This window comes from Enterococcus silesiacus (assembly GCF_001886225.1).
In the GTDB taxonomy this organism is placed as follows: domain Bacteria; phylum Bacillota; class Bacilli; order Lactobacillales; family Enterococcaceae; genus Enterococcus_L; species Enterococcus_L silesiacus.
Window position 1 is genome coordinate 1 of sequence record NZ_JXLC01000020.1, and the last position, 26,258, is coordinate 26,258.

At 36.5% G+C, this 26,258-nt stretch carries 25 protein-coding genes and 1 other RNA gene; 6 read left to right on the forward strand and 20 right to left on the reverse strand.

What is annotated here, in order from left to right:
* Nucleotides 1-169: 169 nt before the first annotated feature.
* The 6 genes from RV15_RS12930 to RV15_RS12955 form a co-directional block, all read right to left on the reverse strand.
* Nucleotides 170-715, reverse strand: a complete 546-nt coding sequence (locus RV15_RS12930) for an NADPH-dependent FMN reductase (RefSeq protein ID WP_071878446.1) — start codon at nucleotides 713-715, stop codon at nucleotides 170-172.
* 302 nt (nucleotides 716-1,017) lie between these two features.
* The gene (locus tag RV15_RS12935; protein WP_071878447.1) at nucleotides 1,018-1,599 is read right to left on the reverse strand and encodes a hypothetical protein; all 582 of its coding nucleotides are present in this window, start codon (nucleotides 1,597-1,599) and stop codon (nucleotides 1,018-1,020) included.
* A gap of 538 nt (nucleotides 1,600-2,137) precedes the next feature.
* Complete coding sequence (gene rplS / locus RV15_RS12940) at nucleotides 2,138-2,485, reverse strand: 50S ribosomal protein L19 (protein WP_010772344.1); 348 nt, start codon at nucleotides 2,483-2,485, stop codon at nucleotides 2,138-2,140.
* Between the two features lie 144 nt (nucleotides 2,486-2,629).
* Nucleotides 2,630-3,379 (reverse strand): tRNA (guanosine(37)-N1)-methyltransferase TrmD, encoded by a 750-nt coding sequence (trmD, locus tag RV15_RS12945; RefSeq protein WP_071878448.1) that lies wholly within the window; start codon nucleotides 3,377-3,379, stop codon nucleotides 2,630-2,632.
* On the reverse strand, nucleotides 3,369-3,893 hold the full coding sequence (gene rimM / locus RV15_RS12950; protein WP_071878449.1) for a ribosome maturation factor RimM: 525 nt from the start codon (nucleotides 3,891-3,893) through the stop codon (nucleotides 3,369-3,371). The genes trmD and rimM overlap by 11 nt, the downstream gene beginning before the upstream one ends.
* Before the next feature lie 116 nt (nucleotides 3,894-4,009).
* Entirely contained in the window at nucleotides 4,010-5,377 is a 1,368-nt protein-coding gene (locus tag RV15_RS12955; protein ID WP_071878450.1) for an Nramp family divalent metal transporter, read from the reverse strand.
* A gap of 289 nt (nucleotides 5,378-5,666) precedes the next feature.
* Between RV15_RS12955 and RV15_RS12960 the strand changes: the two genes are divergently transcribed.
* Together RV15_RS12960 and RV15_RS12965 are read left to right on the forward strand one after the other, a co-directional pair.
* Complete coding sequence (locus RV15_RS12960) at nucleotides 5,667-6,266, forward strand: TVP38/TMEM64 family protein (RefSeq protein WP_071878451.1); 600 nt, start codon at nucleotides 5,667-5,669, stop codon at nucleotides 6,264-6,266.
* Between the two features lie 86 nt (nucleotides 6,267-6,352).
* Nucleotides 6,353-8,155 (forward strand): glycerophosphoryl diester phosphodiesterase membrane domain-containing protein, encoded by a 1,803-nt coding sequence (locus tag RV15_RS12965; protein ID WP_071878452.1) that lies wholly within the window; start codon nucleotides 6,353-6,355, stop codon nucleotides 8,153-8,155.
* 48 nt (nucleotides 8,156-8,203) lie between these two features.
* Here the strand turns inward: RV15_RS12965 and nth are convergent, their stop codons facing one another.
* The 7 genes from nth to RV15_RS13000 all read right to left on the reverse strand — a co-directional run bounded on the left by nth (nucleotide 8,204) and on the right by RV15_RS13000 (nucleotide 13,882).
* Nucleotides 8,204-8,851: an endonuclease III gene (gene nth, locus RV15_RS12970; RefSeq protein WP_071878453.1), complete on the reverse strand. Its 648-nt coding sequence runs from the start codon at nucleotides 8,849-8,851 to the stop codon at nucleotides 8,204-8,206.
* Nucleotides 8,852-8,862: 11 nt separating this feature from the next.
* On the reverse strand, nucleotides 8,863-9,579 hold the full coding sequence (locus RV15_RS12975) for a DnaD domain protein (protein WP_071878454.1): 717 nt from the start codon (nucleotides 9,577-9,579) through the stop codon (nucleotides 8,863-8,865).
* 36 nt (nucleotides 9,580-9,615) lie between these two features.
* Nucleotides 9,616-11,115 carry a carboxypeptidase M32 gene (locus RV15_RS12980; protein ID WP_071878455.1) on the reverse strand — a complete coding sequence of 500 codons (1,500 nt, stop codon included), beginning with the start codon at nucleotides 11,113-11,115 and terminating at the stop codon, nucleotides 9,616-9,618.
* Nucleotides 11,116-11,125: 10 nt separating this feature from the next.
* A complete protein-coding gene (locus RV15_RS12985; RefSeq protein ID WP_071878456.1) occupies nucleotides 11,126-12,289 on the reverse strand; it encodes a THUMP domain-containing class I SAM-dependent RNA methyltransferase in 1,164 nt (387 codons plus the stop codon).
* 131 nt (nucleotides 12,290-12,420) lie between these two features.
* Nucleotides 12,421-12,791, reverse strand: an RNA gene (rnpB, locus tag RV15_RS12990) — RNase P RNA component class B.
* Between the two features lie 23 nt (nucleotides 12,792-12,814).
* On the reverse strand, nucleotides 12,815-13,246 hold the full coding sequence (gpsB, locus tag RV15_RS12995) for a cell division regulator GpsB (RefSeq protein WP_071878457.1): 432 nt from the start codon (nucleotides 13,244-13,246) through the stop codon (nucleotides 12,815-12,817).
* A gap of 93 nt (nucleotides 13,247-13,339) precedes the next feature.
* Nucleotides 13,340-13,882 carry an SLOG family protein gene (locus RV15_RS13000; RefSeq protein ID WP_071878458.1) on the reverse strand — a complete coding sequence of 181 codons (543 nt, stop codon included), beginning with the start codon at nucleotides 13,880-13,882 and terminating at the stop codon, nucleotides 13,340-13,342.
* A gap of 61 nt (nucleotides 13,883-13,943) precedes the next feature.
* Between RV15_RS13000 and recU the strand changes: the two genes are divergently transcribed.
* Nucleotides 13,944-14,585 carry a Holliday junction resolvase RecU gene (recU, locus tag RV15_RS13005; protein ID WP_071878459.1) on the forward strand — a complete coding sequence of 214 codons (642 nt, stop codon included), beginning with the start codon at nucleotides 13,944-13,946 and terminating at the stop codon, nucleotides 14,583-14,585.
* Nucleotides 14,575-16,890: a PBP1A family penicillin-binding protein gene (locus RV15_RS13010; protein ID WP_071878460.1), complete on the forward strand. Its 2,316-nt coding sequence runs from the start codon at nucleotides 14,575-14,577 to the stop codon at nucleotides 16,888-16,890. The genes recU and RV15_RS13010 overlap by 11 nt, the downstream gene beginning before the upstream one ends.
* A 65-nt stretch (nucleotides 16,891-16,955) precedes the next feature.
* Here the strand turns inward: RV15_RS13010 and RV15_RS13015 are convergent, their stop codons facing one another.
* The 4 genes from RV15_RS13015 to RV15_RS13030 all read right to left on the reverse strand — a co-directional run bounded on the left by RV15_RS13015 (nucleotide 16,956) and on the right by RV15_RS13030 (nucleotide 22,951).
* Nucleotides 16,956-18,557: a CTP synthase gene (locus RV15_RS13015; RefSeq protein ID WP_071878461.1), complete on the reverse strand. Its 1,602-nt coding sequence runs from the start codon at nucleotides 18,555-18,557 to the stop codon at nucleotides 16,956-16,958.
* Nucleotides 18,558-18,798: 241 nt separating this feature from the next.
* On the reverse strand, nucleotides 18,799-20,466 hold the full coding sequence (locus tag RV15_RS13020) for a peptide ABC transporter substrate-binding protein (protein WP_071878462.1): 1,668 nt from the start codon (nucleotides 20,464-20,466) through the stop codon (nucleotides 18,799-18,801).
* 33 nt (nucleotides 20,467-20,499) lie between these two features.
* Nucleotides 20,500-21,870, reverse strand: a complete 1,371-nt coding sequence (locus RV15_RS13025) for a transglutaminase-like domain-containing protein (RefSeq protein WP_071878463.1) — start codon at nucleotides 21,868-21,870, stop codon at nucleotides 20,500-20,502.
* A 16-nt stretch (nucleotides 21,871-21,886) separates the two neighbouring features.
* Nucleotides 21,887-22,951: a dipeptide epimerase gene (locus RV15_RS13030; protein WP_071878464.1), complete on the reverse strand. Its 1,065-nt coding sequence runs from the start codon at nucleotides 22,949-22,951 to the stop codon at nucleotides 21,887-21,889.
* A gap of 287 nt (nucleotides 22,952-23,238) precedes the next feature.
* Here RV15_RS13030 and RV15_RS13035 point away from each other — a divergent pair, with 287 nt between their 5' ends.
* The gene (locus RV15_RS13035) at nucleotides 23,239-23,805 is read left to right on the forward strand and encodes a helix-turn-helix domain-containing protein (protein ID WP_071878465.1); all 567 of its coding nucleotides are present in this window, start codon (nucleotides 23,239-23,241) and stop codon (nucleotides 23,803-23,805) included.
* A gap of 123 nt (nucleotides 23,806-23,928) precedes the next feature.
* Entirely contained in the window at nucleotides 23,929-24,270 is a 342-nt protein-coding gene (locus RV15_RS13040) for a metal-sulfur cluster assembly factor (RefSeq protein WP_069644547.1), read from the forward strand.
* A gap of 357 nt (nucleotides 24,271-24,627) precedes the next feature.
* Here RV15_RS13040 and RV15_RS13045 read toward each other — a convergent pair whose 3' ends face one another.
* From RV15_RS13045 to RV15_RS13055, 3 genes are all read right to left on the reverse strand, one after another.
* Entirely contained in the window at nucleotides 24,628-25,071 is a 444-nt protein-coding gene (locus RV15_RS13045; RefSeq protein WP_071878466.1) for a hypothetical protein, read from the reverse strand.
* Nucleotides 25,072-25,545: 474 nt separating this feature from the next.
* Entirely contained in the window at nucleotides 25,546-25,893 is a 348-nt protein-coding gene (locus RV15_RS13050; protein WP_071878467.1) for an EamA family transporter, read from the reverse strand.
* Complete coding sequence (locus RV15_RS13055) at nucleotides 25,890-26,258, reverse strand: EamA family transporter (RefSeq protein ID WP_071878468.1); 369 nt, start codon at nucleotides 26,256-26,258, stop codon at nucleotides 25,890-25,892. Before RV15_RS13055 ends, RV15_RS13050 begins: the two co-directional genes overlap by 4 nt.

The following is a 26,258-nucleotide window of genomic DNA, read 5'->3' on the forward strand; positions in this document are numbered from 1 at the left end:
ATTTCCACCAACACAATATATTATAGAACCAAGATTTTTTAAGAAATAGTTGAGTGAACACTGGATAAACGGTGATTGCCATACACTTCGATCACATCAATTTCCAAGTGCTAAAACACTAAGATTTGAAGGCTTTGGAAATTAAAAACTTTTGCCCCAACCTCATTGTTTACTTAAAATTAGAAACAAATTGGCTGAATTTTTCTCCAGCGCCTGCTAAAAATTCTTTTGTGCCATCATTATTTGGTTCAAGATTTTCATTAAATAATTTATCAGATTGACCAATATATAACTCAGGTTGTTGCATAGTTGGCATATCTAAAAATACCAATGATTGACGTAGTACATGATTCGCTAAGACCCCTGAAATACCAGAAATCGATTGAGATGCAACTAATGCAGGTTTACCTGCCCAGACATTTTCACCCCAAGGACGAGATGCAACATCTAATGCATTTTTTAATGCTGCTGAAATGCTTCTATTGTGTTCAGGTGTAACAAAAATGAAAGCGTCTTGCTCTGCAACGGCTTTTCTAAAAGTCGTATATTCCTCTGGAGAATTCGCATCATAATCCTGATTGTACAACGGTAAATCTTTAATGTTTAAAAACGTTACATCTGAATCTGCTGGTAAACCTTTTACAATTGCTTTTGCAACCGCTTCTGAATAAGAATTTTTTCTTGTAGATCCTACAATTACACCATATTTTGTCATAAGTATATACTCCCTTCCACTTACTTTTAGTAAGTTAATATGAATTTATCTTACCACACGTAATCAGATAAAGCAACTAAAAAAATACGTGTGAACATTAAACACTATCAAATCCAGTCTATCACTTATGTAAAAATTGTATAAGTGAGCTTCTCTATTCACAAAAGTGAAGGCAATTAAAAATCCTCAGTGCAAAAAAACAACCGCTTCCCACAATTAGCATGTAGAAACCAGTTGGAAGTGAATTATTTTTTTATTATACATGATGGTGTGGCGGCACAATGACTGATTAGGTTTGCCTCCTATACTACACTTTCAAATAGCTCATAGACAGGTATACCTCGTACAGAATTAACATTAGCAACTAATTCACTAATTTTCCCTTTAAATAAGCAATTACTAGCTTCCAAATTTGCATAATCTATTGGTCGTATTAACTCTGCTGGTTTTGGTAACACAACTGCCTGGCTCTTTTCTAATATTTCTGCTACAAATTGAGAGCAAAAATAATAGTTTTCACGTTGATACTGAATGGAGAATTTACAGCAAACTAATCCGATGATATTGTATCGATACTGCTGCTTTTCCATTACCATCTGCTGCACTTCAGACATTGCTTGTGCAAAGACCGATTTCGATACTTTCAGCTCATATAAGGCACAAGGCATCTCTTTATGATAGTCAAAAAAACAATTGGTCAAGCTCTCTTGAATAAGTCCTGCTGGTAAAGGAAAATGTGGATGTTTACGTCCAAAGCTATAAAATTGTGACAACGTCCCATCAAAAGCAATGGAAACATGTGTATAATCATCTGCCGTAGCCATTTGAATCAATTTTGAAATATATGTTTTAGAACGAGTTAAAAGAATATAAATACTTTTCATTATAACTTACCTCCCTTATTAGTTAATCATTTACCTGCTGTACCACTCATCTGATACAGAGGTGATATTCTTATTTTATTAAATAGAATTGTTTTATGTTATACCATGGATATAACGTGCAGAAGCAGTAATGTGTTTACAGTGACAAATATAGTAAAGCACATGTCTCTCATAACACTCTCCTTAATAAGAACTGAATTCATATAACAGTTGATTTCTTTCTCGAATATAACGATCAACTAACTGATTAACAGCAGTTCTGACCCCTACTTGTTTTAAATTTTTTAGTTCATTCACATACGCCTTAAATTCAAATTTAGTTCGATTGGTTGCTTACAAATGAACCCTGTTCTCAGAGAATTCTTTTGTTAAAGATAAAGTAAAAAGACAGCACTTTTTTGTAGTTCATTCCCCTTTTTTTACCCCCTTTTGTATTAAAAAAAGGTTATTTTGTACTCATTGATTTTTTTTGCAAAACAAACAAAAAAATAAAACCCCTTGAAAATCAAGGGGTTCATTGTTAATCAATAACAAGTTTTTAACGACGGATTTCTTTAATACGAGCTGCTTTACCATGTAATGCACGTAAGTAATAAAGTTTCGCACGACGAACTTTACCATAGCGTACTACTTCGATTTGAGCAACACGTGGTGTGTGTAATGGGAATGTACGTTCCACACCAACACCGTTAGAAATTTTACGTACTGTATAAGTTTCGCTGATACCAGTGCCGCGGCGTCCGATAACAACTCCTTCAAATAATTGGATACGTTCGCGCGTTCCTTCAACTACTTTCGCATGAACGCGAACAGTGTCTCCAGGACGAAACGCAGGAATATCCGTACGTAATTGTTCTTGTGTTAATTCTTGAATTAATGGATTCATTCTTTTTTCTCCTCATTCCAAACATTCATATGACTTTTGTCACAGCGGAATATCGTAATAGTTGAGCGCTTTGCACTCACTGAAATAGTTTAACATAGCTCTTCTAAGCTGTAAAGGGATTTTTCTTTAAAGATCGTTCAGTTTCTATTTACTTGCGGACTTTTCTTCTTCAATAATCTCGGCCAATAATTTTTTCATTTCATCATCCAGCTCAAGAGTTTCCAGCATATCTGGACGTCTTAAATAGGTTCTACGTAGGGATTCTTTCAACTGCCATTCAGCTATCAATTTATGATTGCCATTCGTTAAGACTTCCGGTACATTCATCCCATTAAATTCAGCTGGGCGCGTATATTGCGGATGTTCCAACAACCCCGTTGAATGAGAATCCGTTTGCGCAGATAGTTTATTTCCTAACACATCAGGTAGCAGACGAACCGTGGCATCGATCATAACCATTGCACCTAATTCGCCGCCAGTCATAACGTAATCTCCTAGTGAAACTTCATCCGTAACCAAAGAGCGAATCCGCTCATCATAGCCTTCATAATGACCACAGATAAAAACTAGATGCTCTTCTGCAGAAAATTCTTCCGCCATTTTTTGATCAAACTGTTTACCAGCCGGATCTAGCAAGATCACACGTTTTTTAGTTTCCGGTGATGCTTCTTCAATTTTTCGTAAATTATCATAGATTGGCTGAACTTTTAAAAGCATCCCAGCGCCACCACCATAAGGATAATCATCAACTGACTGATGCTTATTATCTGAATGATCACGAAAATTAGAAACATTGATTTCCAGTAAATTTTTCTCTACAGCTTTTCCAATGATCGATTCTCCCATTGGCCCTTCAAACATTCTTGGGAAAAGCGTCAACACATCAATTTTCATCGTCGATCAAACCTTCTGGAATCTCTACACGAACAATGCCTGCTTCTAAATCAATCGACTTAACAACAGACTCGATATAAGGAATCAAGGCATCTTTTTTCTTAGGTCTTTGAACAACCCAGACATCATTTGCTCCTGGCGAAAGAATCTCTTTGATCTTACCAAGTTCTTCATTATTTTCATCGATGACCGTCAAGCCAATGATTTCATGATAATAAAATTCATCTCCTGGTAAATCCTTTAAGCCATCTTTTGATACTTTCAAAATGCCATCACGGTATTTTTCAACATCATTGATTGAAAAATGATCTTCAAACGTGACAATATCAAAATTTTTATGTTTGCGATGCGTTTTAATCGTTAATTCGATTGGCGTTTTTTTTTCTTGAAATAATGTCAAAACTGATCCTTTTTTATAGCGTAGCTCTGGAAAATCTGTTTGAGAAATTATTCGTACTTCGCCTTTTAAGCCTTGAGTATTGACGATTTTTCCAACATTTAAATATTCAGTCACTTAAAACCCTCATTTCAAAATTTTAGTCTTTTTCATTCTACCATTTCTATAGATTGAATTCTATATATACATAAAAAGAAAGCCATTCAATGAAGAATCGCTTTCTTTTTAACTTTCTACGCGTTAACACCAGTTAATGTGCCGTAAATCAAGAATAAATTCAACGCCGTCAAGACAATTGCGATGATCCAAGCTAGAACTTTTACCCACATTGGATTAGCAAATTTGCCCATGATTTTTTTATCACTCGTATACATCGTCAACGGAATAATTGAAATTGGCAAGGCAATACTTAAGAATACTTGCGTGTATAGTAGCAAATCTTCAACTGCTGATTCTCTGCCGCCGTAAATAATCACACAAATGATTACTGGAACGATCGCAATCAGACGCGTTACGACCCTACGCATCCATAGCGGCATTTTCAAATGAATAAACCCTTCCATAACAATTTGTCCTGAAAGTGTTCCGGTGATCGTTGAGTTCTGTCCAGAAGCAAGTAATGCAACAGCAAATAAAATACTTAGCACTGGGCTAGCAATATTTCCTACAATATCAGGATTTTTCAATGCATCAAACAAATCAACAAACTTCCCTAAATCACTATTCGTTCCATAAAATAGAGCACCACCCAAAATCAACAATAAACAATTCACGATAAAAGCCACCGTTAATTGAATATTTGAATCCCAAATTGTAAAACGAATCGCTTTAGCCTTTTCTTTGTCATCATTACGATCGAACTTTCTTGCTTGAGCAATAGAGGAATGTAAATATAAATTATGAGGCATAACAGTAGCACCCACAATCCCTAACGCTAAAAACAACATTGATTTATCGCTAGCAATCCGGGTATCTGGAATGAAGCCTCGCAATACTTCTCCAATATTTGGATCAGCAAGAGCAACCTCGTAAGCAAAAACAAAAAAGATAACAGCAATCAAACAAGCTACGATCGCTTCGATTTTCCTAAAGCCTAATTTTGTCAACAACAACAATAATAAAACATCAAATGTTGTAATCAACACACCAAGCAATAATGGAAAGCCAAACAGTAATTGCAAAGCCACGGCCCCACCAATCACTTCAGCAATATCGGTTGCCATGATCGCAAGCTCTGTAATGATCCATAAAACAAAACCCGTTTTTTTACTTGTATGCTCTCTAGTTGCTTGAGCTAAATCTCTACCTGTCACGATCCCTAATTTGGCTGCCATACTTTGAAGCAGCATTGCAATCAAGCTTGATAATAAGATGACACTCAACAATGCATACTTATATTCTGCACCACCTGCAATCGATGTAATCCAATTACCAGGATCCATATAGCCAACTGCTACAAGTGCCCCTGGTCCACTATAGGCCATCAGTGTTCGCCAGAAACTAGCATTTTTAGGGACATCAACGGTATTGTTGATTTCTTCTAAACTAGGACCATTTGCATACTCCAACAACTTTTCTGCTTCATTTTTCTCTTCTTTCATGTTTATCCTTCTTCCAACTATAAATCATCAGGTTTATATTATTATATTTTTAGGCACCCCTTAATCCTTAAAACAATTATAATCCTCTCATTGTTGCTTGTAAATAGGAAACACTCGGTTATTTTTTTCATTTAGGGCTAAAGTAGGATGTTTTTAACGATTCTTCTTTGTATAATACTTGTATCAGGTTCGTTCTTACAACTTTGTTCGTAAAAAATGATAAATAACAATGGTAAAATAATAAGAAGACTTTTATACTAAGAGTAGTTACTTTAAGGAGATGATACACATGAGCATCGCGCTTTCAAGAAAAATTATTAACTGCATTTCAATCATAGGAATTATCGCAACGATTGCTGTAACGATCTATTTTATGCGATTAGGTGTTTTTAAGGATGTAGACGCTTTGAGAGGGTTAGTCGGTGACTCGGTCATCTTAGGGCCTGTGCTGTTTATCTTAGTACAGATCGTTCAAGTTGTTATTCCAATCATTCCAGGAGGCATCAGTTGTGCTGCAGGTGTTTTGATTTTTGGACCTTTGGCTGGATTCATTTATAATTATGTTGGTATTGCGATTGGTTCTGTAATCATATTCCTGTTAGGACGTCAATATGGTAAACCATTTATCTTAAGTTTAGTCAGTGATAAGACGTATAATAAATACATTAGTTGGTTAGATAACGAAAAACGCTTTGAGCGCCTATTCGCCTTAGCAATTTTCCTTCCGATAGCACCAGACGATGCGCTATGTTTAATGGCTGGCTTAACCAAGATGTCACTAAAGAAATTTACTTTGATCATCATTTTAGCAAAACCTGCTTCAATTTTCTTATATAGTTTAGCCTTGATCTATGGCGGAACCTATTTAAACGGTTTGCTAGGATTTTAAAATAAAACATTATATAATAAAGACTTGAATAGGATGCAATCGTGTCCTATTTTCTTTTGTTAATTTACATAAGGGTGGAATAATTCATGAAATACTTGAAAAATAGTGTTAAAAATATGATTGATTTTTTTGCAGGCACCTCAGCCTATCTTCGGGATGTCTTATTGATGCATGGCTTTATGCTTTTTGTTTTGCTTCCGCTGCTAGCTAGCTCTACCCGTTTTATTTTAAAGCAGGGAAAGATCAATTATCTATCGTATGATACACTGCCAATAATTTTTGCAAAACATCCTGGAGTGCTGATTGCATTGATCATCGTTTTGGTGGCAATTGTGATCTGTGTATTCTTTGAATTTACTTTTTTATTATTAAGTATTTTTTTCATAAAAAAAAGGCAGTCTATTTCTCTAACAAATCTGCTAAGAGGAACGTTGCTTCAGCTTAAAAAAATCCGTTTTAGCACAATCTTATTCTTCTTATTTTATTTTTTCTTGGTTTTGCCACTTAGTGGTCTAGGATTTAATTCAGATTTACTTGCAAAAATAAAAATTCCAGCTTTTATTATGGATTTCATTTTTGCTAATCGCGTAACCATTATTGCTTTAGTTGCTTTAAGCTACTTGCTCTTTTTCTACCTTTCTATTCGATTAATTTTTGCATTGCCCGAAATGATTTTAAGAGATGTTCCCTTTCGCCAAGCGGTCAAAGAAAGTTGGCGCTCAACCAAAAATCACTTCTTCAGGATTCTTGGGCAGTTTATTGTGATTGGTGGCAGTATTCTTCTATTTTTTATTTTTAGCACCACGGTGATTCTTAGTGCTCAAGCAATTATTGAAACAACATTTCCTAACTATGCTCTAGCCAGTGCAGTAATCGGAATGACACTGTTACAATTTATTTTGCTTCTTAATATTGTCTTTTCCACTGTAGGGATTTTCTATATTACGATCGATTATATGGACGATGAGGGCTTTTTACCTGACTTGCCTCAATGGTTTTTCGATCAGCCTAAACAGCAGAAAAAAGAATGGACTGCTTTAAAGGTTAGCGGATTTGCTTTCGTTGCAGTGATTTTTGGAATCGGTGTCGGTACTTACAATACTGAATTTTTAAGTAAGCCTTCTGTGACAGAACCACTAACTCTGTCTCACAGAGGTGTTGATGCAAATAACGGTGTACAAAACACATTGCCAGCTCTTGTAAAAACTAGCTTAGAGCATCCTAATTATATAGAAATGGATGTTCAAGAAACCAAAGATAAGCAATTTGTAGTCATGCACGATTTTAATTTGAAAAAGCTTACTGGTGTAGATAAAAGACCTAATCAATTGACCCTAGCTGAATTGACCAAATTAACTGCCAAAGAAAATGGTATGGAGGCAAAAGTTTGCTCTTTTGATGAATATTTAGCCAAAGCCAAAGAGTTAAAGCAAAAATTATTGATTGAGATCAAAACCACGCCGCAAGATAGCCCTGATTTAGTTGATCATTTCATCGATAAATATCGTTCGATCATTTTATCTGAAAAGCATATTATTCAAACCCTAACGTTTAACACCGCGACAGAACTCAAAGAAAAAGAGCCTGACTTTTACGTCGGCTATATCCTTCCCTTTAATATTGTAGGCCCGCCTGTTTCAAATGTGGACTTCTTTACGATGGAGTATACAACTTTAAATCAAAATTTTATCAGTGCAGCACATAACGATGGTAAAAAAGTGTATGCTTGGACGATTAATGATGAGGATACAATGACACGGATGATGTTTTATGGTGTAGATGGTATTGTTACAGATGAGTTAAAATTGCTCAATGAAACAATCAAAACTGATTTAGATGAACTGATTTATTCAGATAAATTGATCCATTTTGTTATAGGGATCGGTTAAAAATAGTAATAGAGTGACGTAAACTATAAATTGTCTACGTCACTCTATTTATTTTGCATTCATTCGTGTTTTACCTTCTTGACACATATAAAGAAGTGGACAGATATCACATTTAGGACTTCGAGCTAAACAGTGATAACGCCCGAAAAAAATCATTGTATGATGAGTTTTCACCCATAATTCTTTAGGAATTTTTCGCATCAACGTTTGTTCAACTTCCATGACACTGGCATCTAATTTGCAGATTCGTAACCGTTTTGACACCCGTTCAACGTGAGTATCAACTGCAATAGCTGGTTCGCCAAAAGCATCTCCCATCACCACATTAGCCGTTTTACGACCAACACCTGGTAAAGAAACTAGTTCTTCTCGAGTTTCAGGGACTTTTCCATCAAACTGATCGATTAATTGTGCCGCACATGCTTTAATATTCTTGGCTTTATTTCGATACAAGCCAATCGTTTTGATTTTTTGAATGATATCCTCTATGGGAGCCGCCGCAAGTGCCTCAGGAGTTGAGTATGCAGCAAATAATGCAGGTGTTGCTTTGTTCACAGAAACATCCGTTGCTTGAGCACTTAAAATAACAGCAATCAATAGTTGAAATGGACTTTTATGCGTAAGTTCACATGCAGCTTCCGGGAACATATCATACATAATTTCTATCGCTTCCATTGTCTTTTCTTTGGAAAGCATTTACCTACCTCCTACTCACTATCTTCTGGATTAAGCCAATTGTGAAGAGTAACTTTGGGAATTGGCTCATTTTGGACACCTTGTTGTTCGATTTCTTTTTGGATCAGCGCCTGTTTTCGACGTTTTTGATCTTCCGCTACTTGCTCTTTTGTCGTAATATTTTTACGCTCCCAAGCAAGCAAGATTCGATCGATATATTTTAAGCTATAGGCTTGATTTAACACAGCTTCTCTTAAGGCCAATCGAATAAGTTCAGGTTGATAATGATCAGTTTCTAACCACTGACCGATCATCTCAAGCTCGATTGGAGATAATTGGCGACCAAACTCTTTTTCAAACCCTTGATAAAGCTGTTTGATTGTTTCCTCTGATGTCACTTCTTTTTGTTTTTCTGTCAGCTTTTGTTGTAACAGATCAATTTTTTCAAAAATTGGTAATAGATCATACGTATCCATCATTTGACCTTGTTCATTTTGTTTTGTTTCAATGACCAAAAAGCCACGTGAAACGAGCTGATTCATCAATTTATAGATAACATCGATTGGTTTTCCCATCATTTGGCTGATTTCAGCTAAATCTGGAAATAAATCACCTTTTGCTTGGGAACGGAACAACTGTAGCCAAAATAAAAATTCTTCGTCTGTTAACCCAATTTTTTGATAGTTCTCAATGACCAAATTGGAGACAGTCGTTTCACCAGCTTTCAGGTATTCATTGATTGATAACATAACTGCTCCCTCATTTCTGTTGCTAGATAAAAATTATTATTCTTTGATTTTGTAGACATCATAATAAATAGATTTCATATAATCAATCAAATATTGCGGATTCAACGCTTCACCTGTTGCATCTAAGATCAATTGATTTGGTTTTCTTGATGCCCCATATTGGTGGATATGATCCGTTAACCAGTTTTTGATTGAGGAATAATCATCACCTGCTAAAACTGCATCTACATCGATTTCTTTGCCCATTGCATGACGTAATTGAGCCGCATACATGTAGCCCAAAGCATAAGAAGGGAAATAACCGAAGCTTCCGCCAGACCAATGAACATCTTGGACGATTCCTTCCAAATCATTCTCTGGTCGAACCCCTAAATATTCCTCGTACTTATCATTCCAAATTTGAGGTAGTTCATCGATCGAAACGTTCTCGTTAAAAATCATTTTTTCAATCTCGTAGCGAATAATGATATGCAGTGGATACGTTAAACTATCGGCTTCAATTCGTACCAAACTCGCTTTTGTTTCTTTTAATGAATCATAAAAAGTATCAAACTCAATATCGTCAAAGGTACCTTCTGTGCATTCTTTAAAAAATGGGAATTGTTTTTGCCAAAACTGTTTATTACTGCCAATAATAATTTCATTAAATAACGACTGAGACTCATGGATCCCCATAGAAGCACCTGTTGAAAGCGGCGTATAATCATATTTAGGATCAATACTTTGCTCATAGATTCCGTGACCTGCTTCATGAATGACGCCAAACGTTGCCATCGAAAAATTCGTTTCATCCCAACGGGTTGTGATTCGTGCATCATTCCGATTTAAATCCAACATAAACGGATGAACTGTATCGTCTAAACGACCTCTGGAAAAATCATAGCCTAGTTGTTCTGCAACACCTGTTACAAATTTTCTTTGTTGCTCTTTCGTTACACGTCTAGATAAAAAGTCTGTACGAGGGACTGTCCCTTTTTCAGCAATTGTTTCTCTGATTGCCATGATTCCTGTTTTTACTTGATCAAAAATCTGATCTAATTTTTCAACCGTCAAGCCAGGTTCATATTGGTTAAGCAACACATCGTAATTTGTCGCTTCCTCTTTTTTCCAGTAAGGAATAAATTCCTTTAAGAAATCGATGATCGTTTGGATTTCGTTTTTCATTTTAGCGAAATCTTTCGCTTTTCTCGCTTGCAGCCATGCGGTATGAGCATTTGTCAATGCAGTGTTATACACCTGCATCCGCTCAGCAGGAATGCTATGATTTAACTCGTATTCTTCTTTAATTTTCTTATAAATAGCTAAACCGACTTCTGATAGCTCACTAGTATGCGTGTCAAAATAAGCAAGAGCTTCTTGAACTTTGGGTCCTACGCTACGCTCAAATGACATTCCTGACAAATAGCCAACTGCTTCGCCTCGAAATCCACTGCTGGCTTCTGGCATACCTGTTTGGCTATCCCATTCTAATAAACCTAAAGCTTGGTTTAACAACTCGATCTCTTTGATTTCTTGTAAAAATTCTTGTTCTTTCATATTTTTACACCTACTCTTCTCTTGGTTTTCTCGGCGGTCTTTCTCCCCAATATTGGAACAAGTCAGTACGTAATGCACCATTGTATAATTTTCTCTTTTTCGTAGCTCTTGCACCATAATATTGTTCAAACGTTAAATCACTCGTTAAAATATATTTGCTCCAGGTTTTCAGAGGACGGAAAACTTCGCCCATTTCTTTATATAATTTACGCACAGATTCTTCCTCACCTAAACGTTCTCCGTAAGGTGGATTTGCAACCATCACGCCATATTCCTTTTCAGTAGTAAAGTCACGCAACGCCAATTGTTTGAATGTGATAGAATCACCTAAACCAATTTCTTCTGCATTTGCTTTAGCGATTTCGATCATTTTTCCGTTGATATCAGATCCCATAATGTCTAATTTGATATCATAATCTGCTTTCTCATCTGCTTCTTTGCGAACTTTTTCAAAAACAGCTGAATCAAACCAATCCCACGTTTCACAGACAAACTCACGGTTAAAACCTGGTGCAATATTATGACCGATCAAAGCGGCTTCAATACAAATCGTTCCAGACCCACACACTGGATCATAAAACGGACGGTCTTTACGCCAATTTGTCAACGCTACTAATGCCGCTGCCATATTTTCTTTTAATGGCGCTCCACCTTTTTCAATACGATAGCCGCGTTTAAATAGACTAGGGCCAGTCGTATCGATCGTTACCGTCACATGGTCTTTTAAAAGAGCAACTTCCAATTGGAAAAATGCACCTGTTTCAGCTAGAGGCACCGTCGCTGGGCGATGATAGACTTCTCTTAAGCGGTTGACGATGGCTTTTTTAGTAATCGATTGACAGTCCGGTGTGCTGTATAATTTGGATTTGATTGATTTTCCAGCTACCGGAAATTCTGCATCCATCGGCAAATAATCTTCCCAAGGCAACGCTTTAACTTTTTCAAATAACTCGTCAAAACTAAAGGCATCAAATTCACCAACAATAATCTTGATACGATCCGCTGTACGTAACCATAAGTTGGCTGTAGCAATTGTTTCCATAGTCCCTTCAAATAATGCTTTCCCATTCTCTACTTCGCAAGAAATCCCTAAATCACGTAATTCTTTTCCCACTAATGCTTCTAAACCGCTCGCTGCGGTAGCAACAAGTTTAAATGTTTTTTCTTTTGTCATTATATCTCCTCTTGTTCTTGTTATCGTTAAGAACTGCTCATTACTCTATCTATAATAAAACTTTGTTTATCCCTTACTTTAAAAAAAGCCTTCACAACAAAGTTGGAAGGTCTTCCTGAATACTTGTAATTTTCTGTAAGCCATGTTCTGTATCGAATGCCTCTCAGGGAAAGACACTCGACGGTCATCATCTATCTGCAGAAATAATTCTGCCTCTTCTACTCGTTCATTTCCTTTAGAAGAGCGCCCCTACCATTGTTTGGGTTGCTCGCTCGAGGGGTTTACCGCGTTCCACCAATTCCGTTTCCAAAATTGCTTCGTCACTGTGGCACTTTCAAGGGTACTTTGACATAGCCGAAACCTTAGTCATTTTTCCTGCCGTTACTTTTTCAAGCACCTTAGCTTATGATTTCGCTAAGCACGAACACTACAGACATCTCAGTCTGTGCGAGCATGGACTTTCCTCAGCCTGAATAAATTCAAACCGCGATCACCCGAAAATTACAAAATAATTGTTTCGATCAATTAAAATTGACGTGTTTCTGAATTGTCTATCTCACGTTCATATGGATTGTGCAAGTTACTTTCATATGGATTAGAATGGCTCATACCTGAAATTGGATTCGAAGCAGGCGTGTCATCTAATTTTTTGCCAAAGACTTCGCGTTCTAAATTAGACAAACGTTTTAGAATATCGAAGTTTGTAACGGCTGCACTTTTAGGCATTTCTTGTCCGCCGCGTGGTGGCATTGCTTGTTGCACTTTAGAAGCTTGATCAAGTTTTGCTAACAAACGGTTATTTTCTTCTTGTAAAGTTAAAAGTTCTTTGTTGTACGCTTCATAATCTTTGATTACGTTATCTAAAAACTCATCAACTTCAACTGGATCATAACCGCGCATTTTTGTTTTAAATTCTTTTTGTAAAATATCTTTGGGACTGTATACTAAATTTGCCATACTTACACCTCATTATTTTCTTTGATTAGGATAAAAGTTCATAGTTCAACAGCATTATTGTATCGGAAAATCGACAGAAAATCAAACAGATTATCACGAATCCATCGAGTTTTGTAAATCATCCATCGTAATTAGGCGGATTTCATAAGGAAATTTTTCGGAAAAAAGCTCCGCTTCCTTTAGAAAATACTGCGTCTTTCCTGGATATTCCTTATCATAAACAAGTAAACTTGCCCCAGAATGTTCCAATAAAAAGCGCGTATGCATTTTTAATTGTGCTGGCGATTTATACGGTTGATGACTCACTGCGTCCACGAAATCTGCTAACACTTCAATTTTTTCCAAATTCCCACGATTTTTTTCATTCCAATTATTTCCAAAATCTTTAAAAGGATAAATAATTCCTAATTTCAATTCTGGATAATCATTCTTCAATTCTGCTACTACTTCTGCTGCCCAAATTTCTGTTCCAAGATTGCCTGAAACCAAAACCCACTCCAATCCGGTGTCTAAATAGCCCATAATTTCCTTTTTTAATACATTTTTAATAACTGTAATTTTAGGGTCATTGTCTTGAAAAGCCCCGATTTCAAAGCTTTTATAACCAGTCACATAAAGTGTTTTTACGTTTTCCATAGACATTCCTTTTCTTTCATAAAGATTTTTTGTTATAATGTTGGCTAGGAGTGTGATAGAAATGGCTTTTCATTATCCTAATGGTACTCCCTATAATAATCATGAAGCACCCAAATCAAAAAAACAAGTAAAAAAACAAAAATCAATTCAATTTGGTAAACGAGGCATGGATTTTGAAGAAGAAATCAACAAAAGCAATGCTTATTATCTGATGCACAGCAAAGCTGTCGTTCATAAAAAGCCCACTCCCGTTCAAATTGTCAAAGTTGATTATCCCAGCCGTAGTGCCGCTGTCATCAAAGAAGCTTACTTTAGACAAGCTTCCACTACTGATTACAATGGCGTCTATAAAGGATATTATCTGGATTTTGAAGCAAAGGAAACCAAGAACAAAACCTCTTTTCCTTTTAAAAACTTTCATCAACACCAGATCGACCATATCCAGCAATGTTTGGCGCAAAATGGAATTTGCTTTGTTCTATTGTGGTTCTCTTCATTGAATAGATGTTTCTTTTTTAGCGGAGAAGAATTAGTAACTTGTTGGTCAAAACAAGAAAAAACTGGAAAAAAATCGTTGCCTTTATCTATTATTGAAAAAAATGGAATAGAGATCCAAATTGGAATTGCACCTCGAGTTCCCTACTTGGATGCAGTTGAGCAACATATTCAATCAAACAAAGGAGTTGCGATTAATGACAACTGATGAAATAAGTTCACGTGCAGCTAGACACGGACATACTACTACTTCTAACGGTACTGTCAATATGCCGTCAAATGGTGGTAAAAAACCAAAGAAAAAACGAATCTTTCTAAAAGTATTTATAGGATTGGTTATTCTTGGAATCGTCGGTCTTCTGGCAGGTGTCGGTCTTTTCTGGTCCTATGCTAAAGATGCCCCTAAAATAGAAGACGACAAACTAAGTGCTACAGTCTCTTCAAAATTATACGATGCAAATAATGAAGTTTTTGAAGAACTTGGTGCTGAAAAACGAGAAATGATCAAACCAACTGATGTACCTCAATTGCTTAAAGATGCAGTCGTATCGGTTGAAGACAAGCGTTTTTACAAGCATAGCGGTGTTGATCCGATCCGAATATTAGGTTCTGCTTTCTCAAACTTTAGAACAGGCGGCCTACAAGGTGGTAGTACACTGACGCAACAATTGATCAAACTTTCTTATTTTTCTACCAAAGAAAAAGATCAAAACCTTAAACGAAAAGCCCAAGAAGCTTGGATGGCCATACAGCTTGAAAAAGAAAAATCAAAAGAAGAGATTCTAACGTATTATATCAATAAAGTCTATATGGCAAATGGTTTATACGGTATGGAAACTGCTGCTCAATCCTATTTTGGAAAACCATTAGCTGAGCTGTCGCTTCCTCAAACCGCGCTTTTAGCTGGAATGCCGCAAGCACCCAACGACTATGATCCATATGTAAAACCTGATATGGCGAAAGAACGTCGTGACGTTGTTTTATTCACAATGAAAGAAAATGATAAGATCACACAAAAAGAATATGATGACGCAAAAGCAACACCTATCGATGATGGTTTACAGCCGTTAAAACAGTCAAATGAAAATCGTAAAATCGTCGATAACTACATCAGAGAAGTTATCGCTGAGGTAGAAAGTATGGGTAAAAATCCTTATACAGATGGTTTGGATATTCATACAAACCTTGATATGGACGCACAAAAACGTCTATATGATATTATCAACAGCGACACCTATGTAGAATACCCTGATCCAGATTTTCAAGTTGCTTCAACTGTGATCGATGTCAAAACAGGTCAAGTCAAAGCACAAATTGGCGGTCGGCATATTCCTGATGATGTCCAATTAGGTACAAATACAGCAATCGAAACTGATCGAGATGTTGGTTCAACTATGAAACCAATCGCAGATTATGGTCCTGCTATTGAAAACTTAAACTATTCAACAGGCCGTATTATGATGGATCAACCGACCACGTATGAAGGAACCAATATTCCTGTTACGAATGCAGATATGCAATATTATGGCGCTCTTACAATGCGTAAAGCGATTATGTATTCTCGTAACACAACAGCGATTCGAACTTTTGATGCTGTGGGTAGTGATAAATCAGCTGCATTTCTTAAAGATTTGGGCATTGAGTTTAAAAATATCGTTGCTGCAAATGCAATCTCTAGTAATACTAGTGAATTAGGCGGCAACAAATACGGCGTCTCTTCCCTAAAATTAGCAGCGGCCTATGCTGCGTTTGCTAATATGGGTGTATACAATAAGCCTTACTACGTTAACAAAGTTGTCTATCAAGACGGCTCAGAAGATGTAACTGAAACTGAAAGTAAACGTGCGATGAAAGATTCAACCGCTTATATGATGACTGATATGCTTAAAGACGTTATTACTGGCGGTACAGCCTTTAATGCTGGGGTTCCTGGGTTAATTCAAGCCGGCAAAACTGGAACGGCCAATTATACTGATGATGATCTTGCTAAAATGGGTGCCTCTGAGTCGTCCAGTATTGCTCCTGACAGCACGTTTGTCGGCTATACACCTCATTATGCAGTTTCTGTATGGACGGGCTATAAACAACGTTTAACGCCTATTCCTTATGAATATTGGGGAACTGCTTCCGATGTTTATCGAGAAATGATGACTTACCTATCTGAGGGAGTGTCCAATGATGATTGGATCATGCCTGATAGTGTTATTCGTTCAGGTAGTGAACTATATGTAAAAGGTGCTTATGAAGAACAACTCTTACCTTCAAACACTGGCTATGAGTCCTCTGCTTCTTGGGAAAATCCAATTAGTTCTGAACCAGCAACAACAAGTAGTTCTACTGCTGCTTCACAAACAGAACCGTCATCAACACAAGCTAGTATTCCGGCAGTTTCTTCTACTCAACAGACAGAACAACCGACATCAACAGCTCCAACAGAGCCACCGACAAGCAGTGATCCACCAGAACAACCATCGAGCACGCCTCCTGAACAAAATAATGCAGCTGGAGGATGATCATTTTCCAGCTAATGTATCAGCTAAAAAGGTACGATGTCCTATACAGACATCGTACCTTTTTATTATTGATTATTTAAAGCTGCCTCAACAAATCCTTTAAACAAATGTTGCGGTCTATTTGGTCTAGAAATCAATTCTGGATGGAATTGGCAACCCACAAAGAATTTTTTCTCAGGTAATTCAACGATTTCAACTAAGCGATTGTCTGGTGAAACGCCAGAGAATACTAAGCCGTTTTCTTCAAATAATTGACGGTATTTATTATTGAACTCATAGCGATGACGATGACGTTCTTGAACCACTTCTTGTCCTTCATACGCTGCAGCTGTAACACTACCTTTTTTAAGTTTACATGGGTATAAACCTAACCGTAATGTTCCACCAAGATTTTCAACATTTTCTTGATCTGCCATCAAATCAATGATGTTATTAAGAATCTCTGGATTATTTTCAGCAGAACCCGCATCTTCTAATTTTACAACATTGCGAGCAAATTCAACACAGGCCATTTGCATTCCTAAACAAATCCCTAAAAACGGCACGTCCTTTTCACGGGCAAAACGAATCGCTTCGATCTTGCCTTCTACACCACGATCGCCAAATCCACCTGGTACTAAGATTCCGTCAGCATCTTTTAACGTCTCTGCAACGTTTTCTTCCGTCAGCTCTTGTGAATCGATCCAATCGATTACAATATCAGAGTCAAAAGCAAAACCAGCATGTTTTAAGGCTTCTACTACTGAAAGATAGGCATCAGGGAGTTCCACATACTTACCAACTAAAGCAATTCTAGTTGTTTTCTTTAAGCCTAATACTTTTTCTTCCAATGCACGCCATTCAGTCATGTCTGCTGCTGGCACATCTAGTTTTAAATGATCACAAACAATTTGATCCATGTTTTGAGCTTGTAGCGCTAACGGTATTGAGTATAGCGTTTCAACATCACGTGATTCGATAACAGCTTCCGGCGCTACGTCACAAAATTGAGCTAATTTATTTTTTGTTCCTTGAGAAACTGGTAATTCGGTACGAACGACTAAAATATTCGGTTGAATCCCTAAACTGCGTAATTCTTTTACACTATGTTGTGTTGGCTTAGTTTTCATTTCGCCGGCCGCTTTAAGGTATGGAATCAGCGTTGTGTGGATATACATCACATTATCGCTACCAACGTCTGCTTTCATTTGACGTAATGCTTCTAAAAACGGTAATGATTCAATATCACCAACTGTTCCGCCAACCTCTGTAATAATGATATCCGCATCGGTCATAGTGGCTGCGCGCATGATTTTATCTTTGATTTCATTTGTGATATGAGGAATAACTTGCACAGTTGCCCCTAAATATTCACCCTTACGTTCTTTTCTCAATACCTCCGAATAAATCTTACCCGTGGTCACATTTGAATATTTATTTAAGTTGATATCAATAAAACGTTCATAGTGACCTAAGTCTAAGTCTGTTTCGGCACCATCATCTGTGACAAAAACTTCTCCATGTTGGTAAGGACTCATTGTTCCTGGATCCACGTTGATATATGGATCAAATTTTTGAATCGTTACTTTCAAGCCGCGATTTTTTAATAAACGCCCTAAAGATGCTGCGACAATTCCCTTCCCAATTGAAGAAACTACGCCGCCTGTAACAAAGATATATTTTGTCATAATTATAAAAAACCCTTTCTGAAAATAGATTTGTAGAGATAAGCAAACAACAAATTACTTTTTTACTCATGATAAAAGCAAAAGCTCCCTATCCAAAATGAATAGGGAGCTGAAATTTGTTGTAAACTTCTGACCTTCTCAAAGGTGCCCAAGTAGTATATTACAAGCAAATTAGTTTGAGGTCAAGTTTTTCTATTGGATGATTTTTGTTTTTTTAGTAAAGTTTTAACGCTTTGTTCATTTATTCTTTAATGTAAGCATTTTTATATGTGCTGGTTGCGCCAAAGTTATGATATTCGATTCCTTCAACTCCTGAGCGGACTAGCTGTCCTCTAGCTTGTTGATACAACGGAATCAGCGCTACATCTTCTTCTACTAAGACTTTTTCAGCTTCAATCAATGCTTTCCAACGTTTTTCTGGTTCATTAGCATATTTATTTGATGCGTCATCGATCAGCTGATCGTATTTTTCACTGCGGTAGCTTGTTTTATTTTTCGTACTAACCGAACTTTCTAAGAAGGTCATCGGATCTTGGTAATCTGGACCCCACATACTGACAGAAAGTTCATAGTCACCTTTTTTCATTAGCTCGATCGAATTATTCAATGGAACAGTTTTGACATTGACTTTTAAACCTGGCAAGGTTTTTTCGAGTTGCCCTTGAATGAATTCAGCAACTTTTTTGTCGCCATCACCATCTTTAGAGAGTAATTCGATTGTTACATCACCGTTCAATTCTTTTTTCGCTTTGTCTAGATACTCATTTGCTCGTTTTTCATCTGTTTTAACTAAGTCCCCTGCTTCTTTTCTGAAATCTTCTCCTGTTTCAGGATTGGCAACGAAATCTTTAGGGATATAGCCATAAATGTCTTTAGAACCATCGGCTAAGATATTTTCTACTAAACTTTTCTTGTCAAGTGCGTACGCAACGGCTTTACGTACATTTTCGTTGGCAAAAATTGATGGTTTGTCATTTCTTTTTTGGTTCATTCTTAATGAATAGACTTTTGAGCGTTGAATCGCTTCGTAATCAGGATTGTCTTTATTTTGTTTTGCAAAATCTCCTGTTAAAATAGCTACATCCAGCTCACCAGATTCATAAAGATTAAACACAGTATTCGTTTCTTTTAACACTTCAAAATGGATTTTTTCTGATTTCACTTTGTCTACATCATAATAGTTTGGATTGGCAATTAAGTCCCAAGACATTGATGCCTGATCCCAATTTTCCATTAAGAATGGTCCATTAGAAACGATATTTTCACTAGATGTGCCGTATTCTTTGCCCTTTTCCGTCACAAATTTTTCATTTTGCGGGAAGAATGGTGAAAATGCCAGTAATGAGGTGAAATAAGTGACGGGTTTAGCCATTTTGATTTCCAGCGTATAATCATCCAATGCTTTTACGCCTAATTCGTCAGCTGATTTTTCTTCATTTACGATCTCTGTCCCGTTAAGAATCGTACCATCCATCAAGAAAAAGTAATTCGCTTGATTTTTAGGATCGGCCATTTTTTTCCAAGCAAAAACAAAATCATTCGCTGTTACTTTGTCTCCATTTGACCATTTTGCATCTTCTCTTAATTTTATTTTGTAGGTTTTACCATCTTCAGAGATTTCTGGCATGTCTTTGGCTACTGCTGGAACAACGTTATCTTTTTCGTCTAATTGATAAAGCCCTTCAAAAACATTTGATTGCGCATTAACGCTTGGCTCATCTTGCGTAAAAATCGTGTCCATCGAGCCCACTTCAGAGGCTTCCATTAAATTTAATACTTTCGCTGATTTTTCACCCGTTGTTGTTTTGTCTGTACTATCTGCTGATTTATCGCTCGTATTGCCCCCGCAAGCTGAAAGTAGCAGTAGAGTTGTGATCAATGTGATACTTTGTTTTAACCCCTTTTTCATACGTTCCCACCTATTCCTTCTCTTTTTTATTTATTACACAAGTTCCTCCATTGCTATCAATTCTTGTTTTACATCTAAGTATGCATAAGGAAGTCCTTGGTCTTCATATTCAAATTCTCCCCGCTGATTGTCGATCGGATCAGCTCGTAAAAACTGTTTTGGCGGATTGAAGTCTGTTTGGATCTCACTATTTGCAGGCATTCTGAAGATATCTAAATTTCCAAAATAATAATTCCAACGATCTAAATCACCATTTCTACGTGCACCACCGCCAAAAGATAGATCAGCGAATACCCAGCCATAAGGTGCTACATAAAATTGTGTCCAATCATGACAGCCAGTATAGTATTGCGACACATATAGCCCTGACTGCCATTTTGCCGGGATTTTAGCCATGCGGCACAATGTTATAAACAAGATTGCTTGGACGCCGCAGTCTCCCTTTAAATTAACTGCAGCATACTCTGAGATGTTATCGATCGTAAAATATTCCCGCATAAATGAATAGTTGACTTTTGTCGTGATAAAATCATAGATCTTTCGGGCTTTTCTAATTGGATTGGTCTCCCCAGCCAAAATCTCAGCGAGTAACAGTTCCAAATAGGGTGTAAAACGAATATGAGGTAACGCTTCATTCAAGTCAAATTCTGGTTGAAGCTCAGACGCTTTTTCTGGATCTAGCTCAACATAATCGACTTGATTGATATAACTATATTCCACTGAAAATACTTGATCTTTTTCCAAAGTCGTTTCAAAATAAACGGTACGTTGGTCTTCACTCTCAGGTGCAATAAAGGTCGCTTCAGGTATCGTCTTCAAAATCTGAATATCAGACACTTGTTTACATTCCTTAGGCAAAGGCAGATATACTTTGACTATTTCTCCTGGGCGTTCGTATTCTTTTTTCACTTGAATACTGGTTTTTAAATGGATTTTTACTTTTCTTCTCCCATGTTCTTTCATCAATTGAACATTTTGGGTCAACTCTTGTTTTCGCAAACGATCAACTTCGTTATCTTCTTTTACGATCAATCTCGCTTCATAATCTGCTTGCGTTTTAATCAAATTCAACAAAAAGCGACGTTGGAAATGACTCTTTCCGTCAATATAAAGCCAATCTACTTTCCCAGTTTCTTTCAAAATAGTTAGTTCATGCTCTTGATATTCTTTGAACGTTTCTTTCATCATTTCGTTAGCTTTAGCAAAATCAAATGGATATTCGTTAATACCGACAATCCGAATAATATCTTGTTCAATTTCTAGACGTTTTCGCAATGCTTCTGGTATATCATTAGCGAGTAGGTGTTGGATCAACTTATCTGCACCTTCAAAATCACCGTAGTTTTTTAGTTTAATCACGTCTTCTGGTAAAGGTACACTCATATAGTTTAAATCATAGTACATTTGATACTCACTCTCCTTATTTGCTCAAGCCTAAACCGGCTTTATCCGATAATGTGATCAAACTAGTCGGCACAAGTCCAACGCCCCCTGGAATTGCTACCTCATTCAGTCCGAACGTTGCATCTAAATCAGCTCTTGTGATATTTTTCGTTGCTGCAGCAAGATGGGCTGCGGCTGTCACACCAATGTTAGTCTCTTCAACCATACATCCAATCATGCATTCAACACCTGCGGCTTCACAAATATTGTTGATTTTCAGCGCTTCATGGATGCCACCGCATTTCATCAGCTTGATATTCACAAAATCAACAGCATGTGCCTTGATCAAACGTAAGGCATCTTTGGAGTCAAAACAACTTTCATCTGACATGATCGGTGTCGCCACATTTGCCGTAACGAATGCTAAACCTTCGATATCATAATAAGCCACAGGCTGTTCCACTAATTCAATACCATATTCCGCTAAGTGATTGATCGTGTTTACTGCTTCTTTAGGTTTCCAGCCTTGATTGGCATCTAAACGCAAGTTTATTTGGCTGCCAACTGCTTCTCTGATGGTTTTGATCCTAGCAACATCAGCAGCAAAACCTGTTCCAACTTTGATTTTCAAGGTATCAAATCCTTGCGAAACCGCTAGTCTTGCTTTTTCAGCCATCACCTCAGGTAGATCAATCCCAATCGTCATATCTGTTTTAACTTTTGAATCAAAACCGCCTAGAAGTTTGTAAACTGGTAAATTTGCCTTTTTTCCAAATAAATCATAGCAAGCAATATCAATCGCAGTTTTTGCTGATGGTGCTTTGGCTGCAGTAGAATTCATAATACTGTGGATTTTTTCAAGGTCTAGAGGATCAACACCCACTAGTTGTTTTTCAAATAATTGAATACATTCAGTTGTGCCTTTTAATGTTTCACCTGTGATCAAGATGCCCGGTGAGCCTTCACCATAACCAATAATTCCTTCATCAGTTTCAATTTCAACGACTGCACTCATTGAATGCTCAATTGTTCCTAATGAAATCGTGATTGGTTCTTTTAATCTAACTGCTTTTGGTGCGACATTAATTTTGGTTATTTTCACTTCATTTCCCCCAATAATCTGCGTTTTAAAAGAATCAATTCCATACTTCACACACGAATGTAAATATAGCTAAATGATACAATAAACATGCTTTTTTTAATTTTGAATTAAATTATTATATTTTTTTGAATTATTAGTTACAATTTTAAGTTTACTCTATGGAAATGTCAACATATTAATGAGATTTTGATGTGTTTTTCTTCATAAAAATTCAAGTGCTTGTAATTTTGTAACGAATTCGAGATAATATGAATGAAAAAAGGACTCTAAACAAAGGACGGCTGCAAATGGAATTTAGAAAAATCAAGACCTTAAGGAAAGAAAAGAAAATCACTTTAACTGAACTTGGAGAAAAAACTGGCTATTCTGCTAGTTTCCTATCACAAATCGAACGTGGTACTAACCGCCCTTCACTTGAGGCACTAAGAAAAATCGCTGACTCACTTGGCGTCACCGTAGCGTACTTATTAGCTAATGAAGCACCACAAGTGATACAAGATGATGAAACCACAGAAAATGGTTATAAAGTAATTCGTAACTCTTCAGGAACGGTTTATAATCCTTGGCAGACAAACTCTACCTACTATGATACGCTGTTTAATTTACCTGTACATACAAATAATATGGTGATTTCTAAAATTTATATCGATGCTCAATCTTCATCTAGCGGGCGAAAAATTGCTCATAATCTTTGTGAAATTAATTACGTTTTAAAAGGTGAAGCAACGATTGAGCTAAAAGACGAAATACTTGTCTTACAAGAAGGTGATGCGATTTTTTTAGAAGCTTTTACCCCACATAATATTCTGAATGCTACTGAAAACGAGCTGATGCTCTTTACTCTGCAGTTTTAGTTTGACCATTGAACATCGTTTTTTTCTGTTTTCAACACAGCTTCATTGAAAAAGATTCTCATTTACAAAGTATTTAAAAAAAGGTATCATATGGAAAGAACGAACTGTAAAGGAGTGGATACAATGACTGAAACAAATCAAGAATGGTCTGCTGAAGAGATTGAAGATATCAAGGAACAAATTTTAACTGCTCTAGAAACTGTGATTGATCCTGAACTTGGCATAGATATCGTAAATCTAGGATTAATCTATGAAGTTGAATTTGCACAAAATGGTGACACCGTCATCAAAATGACCCTAACAACAATGGGCTGCCCATTAGCTGATGTTTTAACTGAGCAAATCCATGAAGCCTTAAAAGAAATTCCTGAAGTAAAAAATCCAGAAGTGAAACTTGTCTGGTATCCAGCTTGGACGACTGATAAAATGTCACGGTATGCTCGAATTGCTTTAGGTATCAGATAAAACTACTGCAAGAACGATTCTACCTCTGAGTTATCATTCATATCAACAAAATCGAATAGGTCTCCTAACTGTTTCAATTATGACGGTTAGGGGGCTTTTTCTTTTGTGGATGTCTTCAATACCTGTTTTTCATCCCTATGCAGATCAAAAAACTACTATCTTCACCTATACTGCACCTAAAATATTACTATTCGCTTAAAGTTAATTATACACAACATTAAATAGTAAGTAAATTCCATTTATTAAAATTAAAATAACAGCTAGTTCTTAAGAAAAAAAAGTGTTCACTTAAAGCAAACACTTTTTTAAACCAAACAATGTAAGTATTTCAAAAAAATCAGATGTCTTTGATACTTGTCATTCACCATTTTTATCTGCTTTCGCTGATTCTACGCACCAGGTTCCATCTGTTTTAATTGCTATGAGATAGTTATCTGCGTCTTTAGGAATTTGGGCAACAACTTTTCCAGAATAGCTTCCTACTTTATCCACTAAAGTTGCTACCGTCTTGCCATCGCTATCCAGAAGTTTAACTATAAAGGCGTCATTTCCTGCATGTGTGAGTGCAATAATCACTGGACCTTTTTTAAACGCTAAATTCGTGATCACTTCATCACCAGTCCCCGTTTTTGAAAGTCGTGTACCGCTGGTTTTATCATCACCGCTACTAGCACTACTATAGCTACTACTAGCACCTACACCATAGTTATCATCTCTGGCACTTTGGGGACTATTGTATTCTATTTTACAACCTGTCAACATAAATAAGCAAAAAAGCAATAACAGTATACTTCTTTTCATATCCTTCCCTCCTCACATTCGTACAATGACACATCCTGATAAAAGTACGAGCATCAGGACCAAAAAGAACACGCATTTCACAGTTTTATTCATACTATCGCCTCCCTCATAGTTACGCTTTTTGTTTATTATATAAGATTATCTTCAATGCCAACGTTCAAAAATCACCCAACTTTCTTGTCTACGCAAAAAAAGCATTATTGTAAGTATTCATACAAGAACACTTACAATAATGCTTCATTGACTTTACTTATTTTTCTTTGCTTTCAGTACTGCATTTAGCATAATGATTCCGGTAATAATCGTTGTTACAGCCTGTATCAATTTGATTTTATCGAGCTTTTTTGATTTGTCAGACATCGTAATCCCTCCTGGTAGTTATGCCTCTATCATACAACTAGAATTAGTTCATTACCACTAACAAGCACGTGTTGTTGTCAGACTTTTTAAGACTAATTAAACTCGCCAAATATTTTACTGACTAATAATAAATACACCGACGATGATCAAGATGACTGCCAAAACTTTTCTAATGCTCAACTTTTCTTTAAAGATAAAATATGAAATAATCACTGTCCAAACATATGTTAAAGAAGTCATTGGAAATGCGATAGAATAGTCTAAAAATTTTAATAAAACAATGTTGGTTATTGCACTTAAAATATATAAAAACGAACCTAAATAAATCCAACCATTTGTCAGAACAAGCTTCAGACTTAATCGTGGAAGATCATTCATCCCTTTTTTTAATGCCAATGCTCCTGCACTTCCAGAAAACGTCGTAATGACTAGAATCGTCAAAATTGCTGCATAGTTGATCATACGGTTTCCTCATTTCCTTCGATCCCTAAAAGAATTGATCCTGCGATAATAAATCCTGTGCCTAATAGCTTATACCAGGTAATATTCTCATTTAAAAATAACGCTCCTAAAACAATCGACAATGCAAAACCTAAACTCATCATCGGCTGCAAAATAGAAACTTCTCCATAGCGAAAGGCTGCCATCATAAAAAACATCCCAGCCCCTGCCGCTATAAAACCCACTGCATATAAAATAATTGCATAACTACCGGTCCCATCTGCACCAAATTTCCATGCCAATTGGCCTAAACTACTTAGTACTGCAGCAATCAAGATCAATAAAATACCTAAGCTTAGCTTTTGTTGCTTATTTTTTGCGTCCAT